The 15,591-nt window shown below is 71.8% G+C and carries 13 protein-coding genes and 1 tRNA gene; 3 read left to right on the top strand and 11 right to left on the bottom strand.

Features of this window, described 5'->3' with window-relative positions; all coding sequences use genetic code 11:
• Positions 1–18: 18 nt before the first annotated feature.
• On the top strand, positions 19–1,134 hold the full coding sequence (locus tag CNX65_RS08100; protein WP_157767540.1) for an acyltransferase family protein: 1,116 nt from the start codon (positions 19–21) through the stop codon (positions 1,132–1,134).
• Positions 1,135–1,257: 123 nt separating this feature from the next.
• On the opposite strand, the gene CNX65_RS08095 is transcribed toward CNX65_RS08100, so the two are convergent.
• The 10 genes from CNX65_RS08095 to CNX65_RS08050 all read right to left on the bottom strand — a co-directional run bounded on the left by CNX65_RS08095 (position 1,258) and on the right by CNX65_RS08050 (position 13,014).
• Entirely contained in the window at positions 1,258–2,250 is a 993-nt protein-coding gene (locus CNX65_RS08095) for an aldo/keto reductase (protein ID WP_096492206.1), read from the bottom strand.
• A complete protein-coding gene (locus CNX65_RS08090; RefSeq protein ID WP_096492205.1) occupies positions 2,217–3,248 on the bottom strand; it encodes a lysylphosphatidylglycerol synthase domain-containing protein in 1,032 nt (343 codons plus the stop codon). Before CNX65_RS08090 ends, CNX65_RS08095 begins: the two co-directional genes overlap by 34 nt.
• Complete coding sequence (locus CNX65_RS08085; protein WP_096492204.1) at positions 3,245–4,264, bottom strand: glycosyltransferase family 2 protein; 1,020 nt, start codon at positions 4,262–4,264, stop codon at positions 3,245–3,247. Before CNX65_RS08085 ends, CNX65_RS08090 begins: the two co-directional genes overlap by 4 nt.
• Positions 4,265–4,274: 10 nt before the next feature.
• Complete coding sequence (locus CNX65_RS08080; RefSeq protein ID WP_096492203.1) at positions 4,275–5,264, bottom strand: UbiA prenyltransferase family protein; 990 nt, start codon at positions 5,262–5,264, stop codon at positions 4,275–4,277.
• A complete protein-coding gene (locus CNX65_RS08075; RefSeq protein ID WP_198320440.1) occupies positions 5,261–6,397 on the bottom strand; it encodes a glycosyltransferase family 4 protein in 1,137 nt (378 codons plus the stop codon). Before CNX65_RS08075 ends, CNX65_RS08080 begins: the two co-directional genes overlap by 4 nt.
• 136 nt (positions 6,398–6,533) lie before the next feature.
• Positions 6,534–7,685 carry an endonuclease/exonuclease/phosphatase family protein gene (locus CNX65_RS08070; protein ID WP_096492202.1) on the bottom strand — a complete coding sequence of 384 codons (1,152 nt, stop codon included), beginning with the start codon at positions 7,683–7,685 and terminating at the stop codon, positions 6,534–6,536.
• A gap of 93 nt (positions 7,686–7,778) precedes the next feature.
• Positions 7,779–8,858 (bottom strand): NAD-dependent epimerase/dehydratase family protein, encoded by a 1,080-nt coding sequence (locus CNX65_RS08065; RefSeq protein ID WP_198320439.1) that lies wholly within the window; start codon positions 8,856–8,858, stop codon positions 7,779–7,781.
• Positions 8,855–10,285, bottom strand: coding sequence for an aspartate aminotransferase family protein (locus CNX65_RS08060; protein ID WP_096492201.1), 1,431 nt, complete (start codon positions 10,283–10,285; stop codon positions 8,855–8,857). Before CNX65_RS08060 ends, CNX65_RS08065 begins: the two co-directional genes overlap by 4 nt.
• 248 nt (positions 10,286–10,533) lie before the next feature.
• Complete coding sequence (locus tag CNX65_RS08055) at positions 10,534–11,607, bottom strand: hypothetical protein (protein WP_157767539.1); 1,074 nt, start codon at positions 11,605–11,607, stop codon at positions 10,534–10,536.
• Between the two features lie 333 nt (positions 11,608–11,940).
• Entirely contained in the window at positions 11,941–13,014 is a 1,074-nt protein-coding gene (locus tag CNX65_RS08050) for an aspartate-semialdehyde dehydrogenase (RefSeq protein WP_096492199.1), read from the bottom strand.
• Positions 13,015–13,399: 385 nt separating this feature from the next.
• Between CNX65_RS08050 and CNX65_RS08045 the strand changes: the two genes are divergently transcribed.
• Both CNX65_RS08045 and CNX65_RS08040 read left to right on the top strand, forming a co-directional pair.
• On the top strand, positions 13,400–14,179 hold the full coding sequence (locus CNX65_RS08045) for a transposase family protein (RefSeq protein WP_096492198.1): 780 nt from the start codon (positions 13,400–13,402) through the stop codon (positions 14,177–14,179).
• Positions 14,180–14,191: 12 nt separating this feature from the next.
• Positions 14,192–15,349, top strand: a complete 1,158-nt coding sequence (locus tag CNX65_RS08040) for a tyrosine-type recombinase/integrase (RefSeq protein WP_096492197.1) — start codon at positions 14,192–14,194, stop codon at positions 15,347–15,349.
• Positions 15,350–15,479: 130 nt separating this feature from the next.
• On the opposite strand, the gene CNX65_RS08035 is transcribed toward CNX65_RS08040, so the two are convergent.
• Positions 15,480–15,553, bottom strand: a tRNA-Pro gene (locus tag CNX65_RS08035).
• Between the last annotated feature and the right edge of the window lie 38 nt (positions 15,554–15,591).

Below are 15,591 nucleotides of genomic sequence, written 5' to 3'. Positions count from 1 at the left end.
CCTCGGAAGGGTATTTCCTTGTCACTGTTACACAAGCCCCGCAGTGCCGCAGAAAAACTCCCCGCTCCCCCGACCGGACCGGCCGCGCACGACAAGCTCCCCTCCCTCACCGGCCTCCGCTTCGTCGCCGCCTTCGTGGTCTTCGGCTTCCACGTCGACGCCATGGGCCTGTTCGAGGGCACCGCCCTCGACGCCCCCGTGCACGCCGTGTTCGGGCAGGGCGCCACCGGGGTCGGGTTCTTCTTCCTGCTGTCCGGTTTCGTGCTGACCTGGTCCGCCCGCCCCGGCACGACGGCCCGCGCGTCCTGGCGGCGTCGGGCGGCGAAGGTGCTGCCCAACCACGTGGTGGTGTGGCTGCTCGCGCTGGCCGCCCTGGTGGTGACCGGCGGGGGCGCGCCCGCGCTGCCGTCGCTGGTGGGGTTGCCGCTGCTCCAGGCGTGGATCCCGGTGCAGGACGTGTACTTCGGCGTCAACACCCCGGCCTGGTCGCTGTCCTGCGAGGTCGCGTTCTACGCGGCGTTCCCGCTGCTGCTGCGCTGGGTGACCGGCGTCCGCCCGAGCCGCCTGTGGCCGCTGGCGGGCGCGCTGGTGGCCGCGGTCCTCCTGGTGCCGGTGCTGGCGACGCCGATGCCGGGCGAGCTGGAGTACTGGTTCGTCTACGTCTTCCCGGTGACCAGGGGCCTGGAGTTCGCGCTGGGCGTGGTGCTGGCCCGCGTCGTGAAGGCGGGTCTGTGGCTGCCGCTGCCGCTGTGGCTGGCGGGCGCGCTGTCGGTGGCCGCCTACGCGCTGTCGAGCCGGCTGCCGGACAGCTTCGGCTACGTCGCCGGCACCGTGGTCCCGCTGGCGCTGCTCATCCCGGCGGCGGCCGTGGCCGACCTGCGGGGCAGCCGCTCGCCCCTGCGCGGGCAGTCCCCGGTGCTGCTGGGCGAGATCTCGTTCGCCTTCTACCTGCTGCACCAGCTCATCCTGCGGGTCGCGGAGTCCCTGCTGCCGCTGGGCGGGCTGACGGCGGCGGGCGCGCTGCTGATGACCGGCCTGCTGCTCCTGGCCTCGCTCGCGGCGGCCTGGCTGCTGCACCGCTGGGTGGAGCAGCCCGCGATGCGCCTGCTCACCGCGAACCGCGCGCGGGTGTGAACTCACGCGCCAGGATCACGCTTCAGGAGCACGCGTCAGGGGGCCGCGCCGGGCACGGCCCCCTGCGACGCGGGTGGACGCGGCGCCCGGTCGGTCCGTCGACCGAGCGCCATCAGTCCTCCCTCAGAGCGCGCCCAGCGGGGCCTGGGCGTCGAGCGCCGCGCGGACCTCGGCGGGCAGCTCCAGCTCGATCCCGTCGAGCGCCTCGTCCAGCTGCGCCACGCTGCTCACGCCCAGCACCGGCATCACCGGGAACCCGGCCCCGGCGCCCGCCATCCACGCCAGGGACAGCTGGTTCGCGGTGACGCCCAACCGCTCGGCCTGCTCGCGCAGGTGCGCCAGCCGCCGCTCGTTGACCTCGTCGCGGTACTCCGGCGACAGCTCCTTGTCCGGCTTGGTCAGCGCGCCCTGCAGCAGCGGCGAGTAGCCCTGGAGCACGATGCCGTGCTCGCGGGCGTGCGCGACCATCTCCGCGTTGAGCGGGCGCTGCGGGCGGATGTCGAACGACGGGTCCGGCCACAGGTAGGAGTGCCGCACCTGGATCACCCGCGCCGGGGCGATGCCGTCCGAGGACGCGGCCAGCTCCGCGTTGCCGCGCAACGTCTCCGGGTCCGAGTTGCTGGCGCCGATCACGCCGACGCGGCCGTCGCGGACCAGCTCGGACAGCGCGCCCGCCGACTGCTCCAGCGGGGTCTTCGGGTCGTCGCCGTGGGTCAGGTAGACGTCGATGCGGTCGGTGCCCAGGCGCTCGGCGCTGAGCGCGAACTGCTTGTGGATCACGCTGGGGTCCAGGCCCTCGGCGGACTCCGGGAACGGGCCGTCGAGCGGGTCGGGCAGGCAGCCGACCTTGCTGGTCAGCAGCACCTCGTCGCGGGCGCCGGTGTCGGCGAGCCAGCGGCCGATGAGCAGCTCGGACTCCTCGCCGGTGCCGCCGGGGGCCCAGAACGCGTAGCAGTTGGCGGTGTCGACGACCCGGCCGCCGCGCTCGGCGAACCGGTCGAGGATCGCCCTGGAGGTGGCCTCGTCGACGGTGGTGCCGAAGTACATGGTGCCGAGCGCCACCCTGGTGCCGCGCAGTCGGGTTAAGACCTCGTCGCCGTAGGCGGTGGTGAGCATGGAGCTTCCTCTCGTGGATCGTGGGGACGGCCCTCGTCGGGGCCGGGGGTGCGGCGGCGGGCGGTGACGCTACCGCAGGCGAAGGCGACCACGTCGGCGGCGGCGAGCACGAGCCTGCTGGCCGCCGCGGCGGCGACCGCCTCCGCCGGTGGCAGGAGCGTGGCGAGCGAGACGGCCAGCAGCGCCTCCCGCACGCCGATGCCGTCCGGGACCACCACGACCAGGCTCGCCACCGACGTGGCCAGCGCGAACCCGCCGACGCAGGGCAGCAGCGCCGCGACCGGGTCGGCGCCCAGCGCGACCACCAGCAGCCACAGGTGCAGCCCCGTGACCACCCAGGACACCGAGCACAGCCACACCGCGCGGCTCAGCACGTCTTGGGGGACCTCGACCAGCCGCCTGGCCAGCGCGGGCAGCCTGCGCACCAGGCGCACCGCCACGGCCAGCGCCCACGGCAGCACCAGCAGCGCCACGGCCGCCAGCGCCGCCGCGCCGAGCGCCGTCCAGCCGCCGTGGACGTAGCGCAGCAGGGTGGGCAGGCCGAGCGCCGCGCCGGTGGCCAGCGACACGGCGGCGTACAGGCCGAAGGTGGCGGTGAAGTGGAGGACCGTGATGCCCGAGGACGCCGCGAGCCTGGTCTGCAGGACGATCGACCACATCACCCCCGGCACGTACTTGCCGAGGCTGCCCGCCGCGAACAGCTTCACCGCGAACAGCCTGCCCAGCGGCCGGGACAGCGCCTGCAGCGGTTCCCGCCAGGACAGCGCGGTCAGCCACAGCCCGACCAGCGCGGCCAGCAGCGCGGGCAGCAGCCACGGGCCGAGCCTGCCGAGGGCGGCGCCCGCGGCCTCGCGGTCGGCGGCGAGCGAGCGGCCGAGGAACCCGGCGCACATCAGCACGACCAGCGCGGTGGTGGCGCGCCGCACCCAGGTGCGGCGCAGGAGGGCGAGGGCGCGGGCCCGCCACAGCGGTGGGGCGGGCGTTGCGGTGGCGCTCACGCGCGCTCCCCGTTCGCGTACAGCCTGCGGAACGACGGTGAGGTCGCCCAGCGGGCCGCGCCGACCAGCGCGGCGGCGCCGGTGGTGGCGTTCATCAGCAGGTGCAGCCCGGCCATCAGCGGGAACTGCCGTGCGCCCGCCGCGGCCCCGAGGAACTTGAGCAGCCGCCGCTCCTGAACCGCGAACAGCGCCGCGCCCGCCAGCGCGGTGACCGCGCCCGCCGCGGGCCACAGGACGGCGCCCGCGAGGCCCGCGAGCACCAGTCCGGTGCCCGCGACCGCGCCCGGCCGGTAGGCGGTGTCGGTCAGCTTGGGCCTTGCCCTGCCCCGGTCGGCGAACAGCGCGACCAGCGGCACCGACCGGCGGTACTGCTTGCCCAGCAGCACGCCGAGCCGGTCGTCGTCGTCGTGGCGGCCCAGGATCGTGGCGTCGATCCACACCGTGGAGATCTCGGACAGCCGGGCGCCGTACTCGACGTCCTCGGTGGCCCGCAGGCCGGTGTCCAGCGGGCCGGCCAGCTCGTAGGTCTCCCGGCGCATCGCGCCGAGCGAGAAGTTGCACAGCCGCGCCTCGCCGGAGCTGCGCACCCGCCAGAAGTGGCCGTGCAGCACCTTGTACCGCTCGACGGGACCGTCGTCGACCAGCGGTTCCTTGTCGTAGATGCCGCCGACGAAGCCGAGCCTGCGGTCCGAGCCGAGCATCCGCACCGCCCGCTCCACGGCCTGCGGCGCGAGGGCGATGTCGGAGTCGAGGAAGAACAGGACCTCACCGGTGCTGCGCGCCACGCCGGTGTTGCGCGCCGCCGAGGGCCCCTCGTTGGCGGTGCGCACGAGCGTGCAGGGGAACTCGGCGGCGATGCGCGGGGAGTCGTCGGTGCTGCCGTCGTCCACGACCACGATCTCGATCTTGGGGTAGGTCTGGTCGAGGACGGCCTGGAGGCACTGGCGCAGCGTCTTGGCGTAGTTGTAGTTGGGGATGATGACGGAGACGGTCGGGGAGTGCGGTGCGGACGGCATCGGGTTCACCTCAGAACAGCCGACCGGCGGCCAGGAGCACCAGCCACAGCCCGGCGTTGACCAGCAGGGGCACGTCGCGCAGCACGTCCCGGCCCGGTTCGCCGCCGCTGCGGCCGACCGTGACCAGCTGCAGGTAGCGGGCCAGCGCGAACACCGCGAACGGGAGGGTGAGCACGGCGAGCAGCGCGCCCTCGGGACGTCCGGCCTCCAGCAGGTGCAGGAAGTAGGTGATCAGCGTGGAGCCGACCAGCACCGCCATCAGCTGGTCCAGCAGCGGCACCGAGTAGCCCGCCAGCGCGGGGCGGGTGACGGCGGCGTCGCCCGCGCTGGCCACGGCGGCCAGCTCGTGCCTGCGCTTGCCCAGCGACAGCAGCAGGCACACGCAGTAGACGCAGGCGATGAGCGTCGGGCTGAACGGCGCGCCCACGGCCAGGCACCCGGCCGCCGCGCGCAGCACGAACCCGAAGGCCACCACGCTGATGTCGACCAGCGCGTGGTGCTTGAGCACCAGGCAGTACAGCAGGTTCAGCACCAGGTAGGCGGCCACGGCGGCGCCCGCGAGCGGCGGCAGCACCACGACCGCGGCGCCGATCACCGCCAGGCAGGCCGCGCCCAGCAGCAGCGCCAGCCCAGGGCCGACCCGTCCGCTGGCGATCGGGCGCTCCCGCTTGGTCGGGTGCAGCCGGTCGCGCTCGCGGTCCAGCCAGTCGTTGAGCACGTACACCGAGCTGGACGCGGCCACGAACGCGAGCAGCGCGGCGGGCAGCAGCCAGGGCTGCCGGGTGACCGAGGTCGGGTCCACCGCGAGCGGCGCGATCAGGACGAAGGCGTTCTTGACCCACTGGCGGGGCCGCAGCAGCGCCAGCCACGCGGGCATCCGGGAGCGGCGCTTGACCGGCGGGTCGACCTTGGTGACGACGTGCACCGCCGTCTCGGGCAGGGGCAGGTCCTGGCCGCCGACGCGGTAGGGCGTGAGCGCGGGAACGGGAGTCGTGGTCATGACCGCGCCCCGTTCAGGACGGCCCGGTAGGCCTCCTCGTGCGCGTCGAGGAAGGTCTCCCCGCCGAACAGCTTGATCGCGGCCTCCTGCCCGACCTGCCGGTCCTCGGCGGGCAGTGCCGCCATCTCCAGCAGGGCCTCGCGCAGCGCCACCGGGTCGCGCGGCTCCACCAGGCGGCCGAAGCCGGTGGCCTGCACCGGGTGGTTGGCGCCGGGCAGGTTGGTGGTGACCGACGGCTTGCCCGCCATCATCGCCTCCACCTGCACGATGCCGAAGGACTCGGAGATCGAGGGCAGCGAGAAGACGTCGATCGAGGCGTAGAAGTCACGCACCCGGTCGCCGCGCAGCAGCCCGGTGAAGCGGATGCGGGAGTCGGTCCCGGCCTCGGCGCGCAGCTGCTCGATGTTGCTGCCGCCCGCGACGGTCGTGTAGTCGCCCGCGATCAGCAGCCGGGCGTCCGGGTCGTCGATGCCCCGGAACGCGCGGATCAGGTACTCGATGCCCTTGTCCACGGTGATGCGGCCCATGAAGCCGATGTGCAGGCCGTCGCCGTCGCGCATGGTCGGCTCGCCGCCGCTGCGGTCCACGCACGGCGACGGGATCGGGCGCAGCGGGCGGCGCTTGATCACCGACCAGATGCGGGAGTCGCGGGCCTGGTCCTCGGTGTTGGTGATGACGAGGTCGGCCTGGCGGATGGCGACCGCGCAGGAGGTGTCGACCGCGCGCATCCCGAACCGGTTGATCGGGCTGTCCGGCAGGAAGGTGTCGATGTGGTAGGTCACCACCATCGGGGTCTTGCGGCGCAGCGCGGCGACGAACGCGGCCTCGGGGTTGGGCAGGTGCACGTGGAGCAGGTCGGAGCGGGCCGCCAGGCGCGAGGCGAGCAGCGGCAGGTGCGGGGCGATGAAACCCCGGCTGATGTGGGCCATGACCGGGGCGCGGAAGACGTGCACGCCGTTGATGACCTCGTGGGACGGCAGCGAGCGGTCGTGCCGGGCGCAGACCACGGCGACCTTCCAGCCGCGACCGGCCAGGCCCTCGGCGGTCAGGCGGGCGGCCTCGGTGAGGCCGGAGACGTAGGGCGCGTAGTAGTCCAACATCACCGTGACGTCGAACCTGTCGGGCATCCGCATGGTGGAGATCCCTCTCGGTGGCGCGGCGGGCGCGGTCTGCGCCCGTGCGGTGCGGGTTGGTCTGGTGGTTCTTCGGGCGTGCTCCAGCGGCGCGGGCCCTCGATCGCGGAGGGGGCGCGCGTGGTGCTCGCGGGGGTCAGCCCGCGTCGCGGACGACGAGGGTGAACTCCTGGACCGCGTGGTCGGAGAAACCGGGGCTGGCGGTGAACCGGTAGTCCGGGACCGAGGCCCCGCCGGTGGTGAACAGCCAGTCCAGGCGCCACACGCGGGGGACCGGGTAGTCGGCCAGCGGCCAGGAGAACGCGGGCAGCGGGCCGTCTCCGGGTGAGTGCGTGGTCGCGCCGTCGAGACCGAGCAGGCTCCCCATCCAGGGCGAGTTGAAGTCGCCCGCCACGACGGAGGTGTTCGGGTTGGCCGCGAGGTCGGCGCGCAGCTCGGCCAGCTCGCGGGTGCGCCAGTCGTGCTGCTTGGCCAGGAAGTTCCAGAACCGGCTGCCCAGCGGGTTGTCGCCGACCCGGAACGGGACCGGGAAGTGGGCGTTGTAGACCGACAGCACCCGGTCGCCGACGCGCAGGTCGGTGCGCTGCGCCTTGCGGCCCTGCCAGTACCAGGCGTCGTCGGTGGACGGCACGTCGCGGGAGTGCGTGGCGGCGATGGGCAGCCGGGTCAGGGTGAGCAGCTCGCCCTCCACCACGGCCTGGTAGCCGGGGAACTCGGCGCGCAGCCGGTCCAGGTGGTCGATCAGGATCGGGCCCTCGCCCTCCCAGTGCAGGTACTCCTGCAGGAGGTAGACGTCGGCGTCCTTCTCCCGCAGGAACGCGTAGAACGCCTCGGGGTCGTCGGCCATCTCCCAGTAGTCGCTGTTCCAGGAGACGACGGAGATCCGCGCGTCACCGGGTCCGGCGGGGCCGGTGTCGCCGCGCCAGCCGGGGCCGACGCCCGCCAGGTAGCCGCCCGCGAGCAGCAGCGCCAGCAGGAGCGGGGTGAGGCGGCGGCGGACCGGGCGGGCCAGCGGCATGACGGCCAGCAGCAGTGCGGGGACGGCGACCAGCGCCACCGGGGGCACGGCCTCCAGCAGGAACCACACCCACCAGCGGCCGGTCAGGACCACGTGCAGGAGCAGGAAGAGCGACCACGCGGCGGTGGCGGCCACGACCAGCCGGGTGCCCAAGCACCAGCGCGGGCGGGCGGCGGGCTCATCGGAGTTCAGCGGTGGGACGTTCGGGTTCTCGGCGTCAGGGGGGTCGGTGGACGGCCTCGGGACGACGGCCGGATCGGTGGTGGACATGCCTGTGTCGCTTCCTGTGGGCACGACGGGGTGAGGTGGCCGGCGCCGATGACGGCCACCTCCCAGGGGACTGCTCGAAAAGGGGTGGAGCGCTCAGAAGAAGACCTTGGCCAGCGACAGCGCGCCCTGCTTCCACGGCTCCTGGCTGGTGCGGCCGGTCGCGCCGGACGACCTGGTGCTCGCCGCGGCGCGCGCGCCGCGCCACCAGTCGTAGGTCTGCAGGATGGCGTCCTGGTTGGACATCCTCGGCGTGAAGCCGAGCCGGTCGCGGATCTTGTCCACGCTGACGTAGGAGTCGGCGAGCAGCTTGAACAGCAGCCGCCCGTACACCGGGGACATGCCCGTGCGCTCCAGGGCGCTGAGCACCGCGACCGCCGGGCGGCCGGGGATGGAGCGGACGCGCTTGCCGTGCCCGGCGGCGTCCAGCACGGCCTGGAAGTCCTCGCGGAGCGTGCCGAACCGGGCGGCGCCGACGTTGAACGTGTCGTTGACGCGGTCGGCGGGCGCGGTGAGCACGGTCTGCACCGCGTCCACCAGGTCGGACAGCGCGAGCATCTGGATGCGCACGTCGCCGCGGCCGAGCACCGGGAAGTTCCGGCCCTCCTCGGCCCACTGGTAGAGCATGTCGAACAGCCCCATCCGGCCGGGCCCGAGGAAGGTCTTGGGCCGCAGCACCGGCAGCAGCATCCCGCCCGCCCGGTACCGGTCGGCGACGACCTCGGCCTCGGCCTTCGCGCCGCTGTAGGTGTCGACGGGCTCGCGCGGGTGCTCCTCGGTCGTGGGCACGATCTTGGGCAGCCCGTAGACTGCGGTGGACGACACGTGCAGCACGCGCGGGACGCGGGCGACGCGGGCGGCCTCCAGCACCGTCGTGGTGCCCTCGACCACGATCGAGCGGATGTCGGCCGCCGGGTAGCTGGGCAGCGCGGAGGCGCAGTGCACCAGGGCGTCGGCGCCCGCCACGGCCCGCGCCACGGCGGCCTGGTCGCGGATGTCGCCGGTGAACGGCACCAGCCCCGGCGCGGGCTCGATCGGCCGCAGGTCGAAGGCGCGCACCTCCACGCCCTGCGCCCGCAGGCTGCTCACCAGCTGGGAGCCGAGCACCCCGGCCGCGCCGGTGACCGCGATCCTGGCGGGCAGCTGCCCGTTGCCCGCGCCTTCAGCCGGAGTCACCACAGCGAGCTCACCCTCTCCTTGACGAAACGGCCGACGAGCTTGGTCATGCCCTGGTCGAGCACGGCCTCGAACGCGTCGAGGAAGCGCTCGCACTCCTCCACCCCGGCGACCAGCGGCGGCGCGACGATCATCGGGCTGCGGCCGTTGAGGGTGTTGTAGGTGTAGATGTCGTGCTCGCGGTAGAGCGCGTCGATGACCGCCGCCGTGATGATCTTGGTGCGGATCAGCGGGTCCTTCGCGGGTCCGCCCACCGGCAGCTTGCCCACCAGGTCGAGCACCTTCGGCCCGCCGGACAGGAAGACCCCGTGCAGCGCGCCGGAACCGGCCACCTCGGAGATGAGGTCGGGGTAGGTCTTCTGGATGCGCTCCAGCCCCGGCCGCAGCACCCCCTCGATGACCCGCGCCCGCGCCGGGAAGTCCTCGTCCACGGCCACCGAGATCGCCTCGAGCGCGGTCGCCGCCTCCTCGCCGAACCCGTAGTAGGTGGTCGACGTGGACTGCATCATCGCGTCGGTCATGTTGTCGTAGACCTTGCGGAACAGCGGTTCCCGCGCGATGTAGGCGGAGATGGAGGACTTGCCGCCGCCGAACGACTTGGACGTGGTCACCACGTCCGGGACCAGGCCCTCGTAGCGGGTGAAGTAGAACAGGCTGCCGGTCTTGCCCCAGCCGGTGTAGATCTCGTCGAAGATCAGCACGATGTCCTCGGCGGTGCACAGCTCCCGCAGCCCGCGCAGGAACTCCTCCGAGCACCACCGGATCGTGGAGGCGCTGAACGGCTCGATCAGCAGCGCGTACACGTCGCTGCGCCCGTTGGCGTCGCGCGCCTCGGCCAGCGCCTGGCGGACCGAGTCGAGGTCGCCGTAGGAGAAGGTGCGGATGCCGGGGATGGTGGGGAACGCGAAGTGGTTCTGGGTGCTGCCGGTCAGGCCGCCGGAACCGAGCAGCTTGCCGTGGAAGCTGATGTCCGAGCGCAGGATCGTGTTGCGCTTGCCGCCGTGGTACTTGTAGGCGAGCTTGACCGCGCCCTCGACCGCCTCGGCGCCGGAGTTCGGCAGGAACGAGCGGTTGAGGTCGCCGGGCAGCAGCTGCGCCAGGTTGTGGCCGAGCGCGGCCAGGTAGGGCGAGAAGTAGGTCTTGTGCACCTCCATCCGCTGCTTCTCCTGGAAGCGGCGGCGGGCCTCCAGGATGCGGGGGTGGTTGTGGCCGTGGTTGAGCACGCCGACGCCCCCGGTGAAGTCGAGGATGCGCCGCCCGCTCTTCGTCCACAGGTAGGCGCCCTCGGCGCGCTCGACCAGCTCCCGGCCGAAGCCGAACGAGGTCATCAGCCGGACCTGGCTCTTGTTGATGTACCGGCGGTGGAGGTCGTGGACCGCGTCCACGTCCAGCCGCTCCGCCTCCTCCAGACCGATCAGGTCTGCCATCGCTGCCGCTCCTCTGCACGGGGTGGGCGCCGTGTGTGGGAACGCTCCCAGAGAGGAGCGGTCCACCGCCTCGGCGATCTCGTGCAGCCAAGCTCGCACGGCGCGGGAGCACCGGTCGAGGGATCGGGGATGTCAGCAGGCGGACCGGCCGGAAGTGGACAGCGGCTACGTTCCGTCGCCATTCAGTTGTCGATCAGCGGTTCGATCCCGCCTGACCTGGACTTTCCCTTCGCCCCGGTGACCTTGGGTCACGGGTTGGGCGTTCTCGCGCCCGCGGCCTCCGCCGCGTCCGCCGCCTCGCGCCTGCCGACCAGCAGCCCGGCCTGGAAGCGGCTGTCCGCGCCCAGCTCCTCCATGAGCGTGGAGATGTACCTTCGGCAGGTTCGGGTCGCCATGCCCAGGCGGCGCGCGATGACCTCGTCCTTGAGGCCCATGCCCATGAGCCGCAGGATCGACGCCCGCAGGTCCGCGCCGGGGCTGTGCCCGTCGTCGGCCTCGGCGGCGTCCGGGCCGGGGAAGGGCGTGCCGACCTGCCAGGCGGCCTCGAAGGAGCGGCACAGGTAGGCCACGAGCGTCGGGTCGGTGACCACCGCGGCCCCAGGGGCCTCCTGCCCGCGCCGCTCCTTGGGCACGAACGCGATGCGGCGGTCGTAGATGATCAGCCGCTCGGACAGTTCCTCGGCGGTGCGCACCTCGCCACCCGCGTCGTCGACCCGCTTGGCGTACGCCCAGGTGGCCATGCTGGAGCGGGCCGTGTGCTGGTAGAGCGTGCGGATGCGCACGCCCCGGCGCAGCAGCTCCTGGGTGTGCACGAGGTCGGCCTGCAGCAGGTGCGCGGCCCGCCCGCCGCCGGGCTGCAGCGCCATCCGCTCCTGCGCGCAGCGGCGCCTGGCGAGGTCGAGCTCGCGCCGCACGTCCGCCGCGCTGTCCAGCACGCGGATCGGGACTTTCTCGCCGGTGTCGCGCTCGGTGGAGCGGTAGACGGTGGTCAGCGAGCGCAGCTGGCGGTGGATGCGGGCCACCTGACCGCGCTGGCGGGAGATCGAGACCTCCAGCGCCGAGACCAGCTCGGCCTCCACGATCTCCGGGTCGAGCGGGGCGGCCGGGCACCCGTCGGGGGCGTCGCTGAGGAGGCGCAGCTCCCGGAGCCGCTTGCGGGCCTCGACCACCCGGCGGAGCTCGACGTCGAGCTTCTCGGAGATCTCCTCGTCGACGAACGCGCCCGCGCGCACCGCGGCTTGGTAGGCGTCGACCACGACGTCGTCCAGAAAAGGACGTTCGTCCGATAACGGCGATTCTTCCAACAACGGTTGCTCGTCCAACGGTCCTGCTCCCCCTTGGGCGCGGCAGCCACGTCATCCGGTTTCCACTAGTGGCCACGCCACCATAGGACACCGACAACGGTCGAAGTTCAGCACGATTGCTGACAACCTTCGGGACGGCCTGGGCACTTCCGCCCGCGCAGCACACGGGAATCACTGGAGTCGGGATGACGCACCTTCGGCACCGGCCCTCGTCCTCGCCCGAGCGAGGCGCGCCGAACGACGACGGGTGGGACAGCGCACCGCTGTCCCACCCGAGGTTCCTTCGCAGCCCGACGTCATCGCGCTGACGGCCGCTCCCCGCCGACGAGGGACCAGGGGGAGCGCGCCCCGTCAGGCCGTGCGCCCGGCCCGCCCCCGCCCGGCGACGGAGAGCGCCAAGCTCGCCACGTTCAGGGCGTTGAGCGCCCCGGAGGCCCGAAGGCTGTCGAACGTGATCCACAACCACACCGACCGCGGGTCGTGCGGCGTGACCCGCACCCGACCCACGTGCAGCACGTCAGGGTCGGCGGCGGTCAGCGGCGTGGGCCCGGTCGCCTCCAGCTGATCGGCGTCGTACACCCGCACGCGAGGCAACGACCCGAGCAACGCCACCAGGTCAGCACGAGAAACCGGCGACTCGGCCTCCACGAGAACCGCGGCGGAGTCACTGCTGACCACCGGAACGTGCACGCAGGTGGCCGTGATGTTGAGCCAGGGCAGCCCGAGCACCCGCCGAGTCTCCCCGACGAGCCGCTGCTCCTCGGTGGTGAACCGGTTGTGCAGCACTCCCCCGACGGCGGGAACCACGTTGAAGGCCAGCGGAAAGGGCGTGCTGTGCGCGGGCAGCTCGGCGTCCGGGTCCTGAAGCGCCAGTTCGGCCCCCTCCAACAACTCCTCAACCCCTTGCCGCCCGAGGTGGGTGGCCGCCTGGTAGGTGCTGGCGACAACCTGCCGAACCCCGTAGGTCTCCTGCACCCGGTGCAGCAGCCGGGTGAGCGCCGTGGCCATAGGGCTGGGACTAGCGATGAGCCCGTCCCCCACCGGCCGCTCCAGCAAGTGCCCGTTGACCTCGGGCACCACCAGCGGAACGTCGAGGTCCCGGTGAAAGGCCCCACTGAGGTCGATCGCAAGCGCCCCGGCCGCCCGAGCCGCGTCGGCCCACTTCAAGCTGACATCCCGGTCGGCGCACAAGAAGACGATGTCGTCGGCCGCAAGCGCCACATCGTCGGCGGACGCGTACCGCACCTGGTGCAGCGCACCGTCCACGACGACCCGACGCCCGGTGGAACGGGGCGAGGCGCACAGCACCAGCTCGCGGTGCGGAAAGCGCTTCTCGACGACCAGCTCCAGCAGGGCCGAGCCGAGCGCGCCGGTAGCCCCGACCACGACCAGGCGAGGTGGCGCGGAGGCAGCGGAAATCACCATAGGGTTCTCTTCTCGATCCGTCGTCCCCCGACGTGACCCCGCCCCGACGGCGGCCACTTCACTTGTCAACTCTGTGGCCATGTAACCGCTGACCGACCGATCGGAGAAGCGAAGTGGGTTGTCCATAACTGGACAGTCCAACACCTGACACCGGGTGGGGGCGTGTCGCCAAACCCGCGAGCGGCAGTGAGGTGGGGCGGTTCCGGGGGGCTACCAGGAACGGCGAACACTGAGCCTTTTTCATCCTGGGCTGGATGTGTTGGCGGACAAGGCTTCTGCGGAGTAACAGGTTGATGGGCATCGGCGTGTCAGCGCCTGGACATGGCGAAGCCCCTGGTAGCAGAACTTTCGACCAAGATCGTTCAGCAGATGCCAGGGGCTTCACGTGTTGTTCTACCGTGCCGCGCTACCGTTGTCACATCAGACCCTGAGGTTCGTGTCCGGGCTGGTCCGCGCCCATCGCAAGCAGCTGGGATCGGTATGGCGCAAGCTCAACTCAGGACAACAGGCACTGCTGGTGCTGGTGTACCTGCGCAAAGGCGAGACGTTCGCCCATCTTGGCGCCGGGTTCGCGGTCTCGGCCACGACCTGCTGGCACTACGTCAACGAAACCGTCGAACTGCTCGCCCGGCGGTCCCCGAAGCTACGAGAAGCGCTGCGCAGGGCGAAACGCCAGGGCATCGCCTACGTGGTGATCGACGGCACGCTCATCCCGATCGACCGGATCGCCGCCGACCGGCCCTTCCACTCCGGCAAACACCGGATGCACGGGGTGAACCTGCAGGTGATCGCCTCTCCGGACGGCACGATCCTGTGGGTGTCCGGCGACCTGCCCGGCAGCACCCACGACACCGCCGCCGCCCGGATCTGGAACATCCTCGCCGCCCTGCGCCAAGCTGAACTGATCGCCTTGGGAGACAAAGGTTATCACGGTTACGACGAGACCGGTCGGCACGTGATCACCCCGTACAAGGGTCGCAACAAGCCCGAGTCGCAGAAGGGCACCAACCGTGCCCACGCCCGCCTGCGCGGACCCGGCGAACGCGCCAACGCCCGGCTCAAGACCTGGTGCATCCTGCGCAAGCTCCGCTGCTGCCCCCGCCGCGCCGGCCGACTGGCCAAAGCCATCCACGTCCTACAGAACTACGAGGCCACCACAGGATGAAAAAGGCTCAGTATGCCGAAACAGCGTAACCACGGGGAAGGCGGCCTGTTCTGGGACGAACCGCGCCAACGCTGGATCGCCACGGTCCACCTTGGGTTCAACGCCAAGGGCAAGCGGGTCACGAAGCGGGCGAGCGCCAAGACCAAGTCGGCGGCGGGCAAGAAGCTCAAGGAGATGCTTCGGGCGATCGATGACGGGTTGCCCCCGGAGCAGCACGGCTACAAGGTCCGTGACTGCGTCGCGGCATGGCTCAAGCACGGATTGCGCGGCAGGAGCGAGGACACCATCAAGAACTACCGCTCTCTCGCGGACGTGCACATCCTTCCCGCACTGGGTGGGCGGTCCCTGCGGGAGCTGTCCGCCGACGAGGTGGACGAGTGGCTGACCGAGATCGCCCTCACGTTGTCCACGCGCACCGTCCGGTTGCTGCACTCGATCCTGAACCGCGCGGTGCGCATGGCGCAGGCCAGGGAAAAGGTGCGGCGCAACGTGGTGGCTTTGTGCGAGGTGCCCACCGGCCAGGTGGGGCGTCCGTCCAAGGCGCTGGACTTCGCCCAAGTGAAAGCGGTGCTGTCGGCGGCGGAAGCTTCACCGCTGCACGCCTACATCGTGCTGTCCCTGCTGATCGGTGCCCGCACCGAGGAGTTGCGGGCGCTGACGTGGGACCACGTCGACCTGGACGGTGCTCTTGGTGCCACCCCGCCGGTGCTCCCGTCCATCTCGGTGTGGCGGTCGGTGCGCCAAGGAGGCGACACCAAGACCAGGAAGTCACGGCGCACGTTGGCCATGCCGAGTCGCTGCATCGAGGCGCTGAAGGCGCACCGGCTTCACCAGGGCGCCCGACGCCGACTCGCCGGGGACCGGTGGCAGGAGCACGGCCTGGTGTTCGCCTCAGAGGTGGGCACTCCGCTCGACAGCCACAACGTCCGCCGCAGCTTCAGGCGAGTCCTCAAGGCCGCAGGGCTGCCCCCTGCGGCGTGGACGCCACGGGAGATGCGCCATTCGTTCGTGTCCGTCCTGTCCGCGTCCGGAGTGCGGCTGGAGGACATCGCGCGGTTGGCGGGGCACAGCGGGACGGCGGTGACCGAGGCCGTCTACCGGCACCAGATCGTGCCCGTGATGCAGGAGGCCGCGATGGTCATGGACCGGGTGTTCCCGAGGCAGTCCTGAGCACATGTCACTCAACATGTCACTCACTGCCGCGTGAGATGACGAGAAGATCAACAGCATGATCGGCTGACGGCATGAAAAAGCCCCGCTGACCAGGTGTTATCCTGGATCAGCGGGGCTTTTTTGACCGTCGGGACGACAGGATTTGAACCTGCGACCCCTTGACCCCCAGTCAAGTGCGCTACCAAACTGCGCCACGTCCCGGCCGCAACCCGTTCTCGCTGGCTGCTTGTATAGCTTAG

This window comes from Actinosynnema pretiosum (genome assembly GCF_002354875.1).
Lineage (GTDB): Bacteria > Actinomycetota > Actinomycetes > Mycobacteriales > Pseudonocardiaceae > Actinosynnema > Actinosynnema auranticum.
Note: the sequence above shows the minus strand (reverse complement) of the source record. Positions and strands in the feature narration are given on the sequence as shown.

Excerpts from the sequence above, each read along its gene's own strand:
- CNX65_RS08050 (WP_096492199.1), bottom strand. The coding sequence starts at position 13,014 with ATGGTGATTTCCGCTGCCTCCGCGCCACCTCGCCTGGTCGTGGTCGGG.
- CNX65_RS08095 (WP_096492206.1), bottom strand. The coding sequence starts at position 2,250 with ATGCTCACCACCGCCTACGGCGACGAGGTCTTAACCCGACTGCGCGGC.
- CNX65_RS08075 (WP_198320440.1), bottom strand. The coding sequence starts at position 6,397 with ATGCGGATGCCCGACAGGTTCGACGTCACGGTGATGTTGGACTACTAC.
- CNX65_RS08040 (WP_096492197.1), top strand. The coding sequence starts at position 14,192 with ATGCCGAAACAGCGTAACCACGGGGAAGGCGGCCTGTTCTGGGACGAA.
- CNX65_RS08070 (WP_096492202.1), bottom strand. The coding sequence starts at position 7,685 with ATGTCCACCACCGATCCGGCCGTCGTCCCGAGGCCGTCCACCGACCCC.
- CNX65_RS08085 (WP_096492204.1), bottom strand. The coding sequence starts at position 4,264 with ATGCCGTCCGCACCGCACTCCCCGACCGTCTCCGTCATCATCCCCAAC.
- CNX65_RS08060 (WP_096492201.1), bottom strand. The coding sequence starts at position 10,285 with ATGGCAGACCTGATCGGTCTGGAGGAGGCGGAGCGGCTGGACGTGGAC.
- CNX65_RS08080 (WP_096492203.1), bottom strand. The coding sequence starts at position 5,264 with ATGACCACGACTCCCGTTCCCGCGCTCACGCCCTACCGCGTCGGCGGC.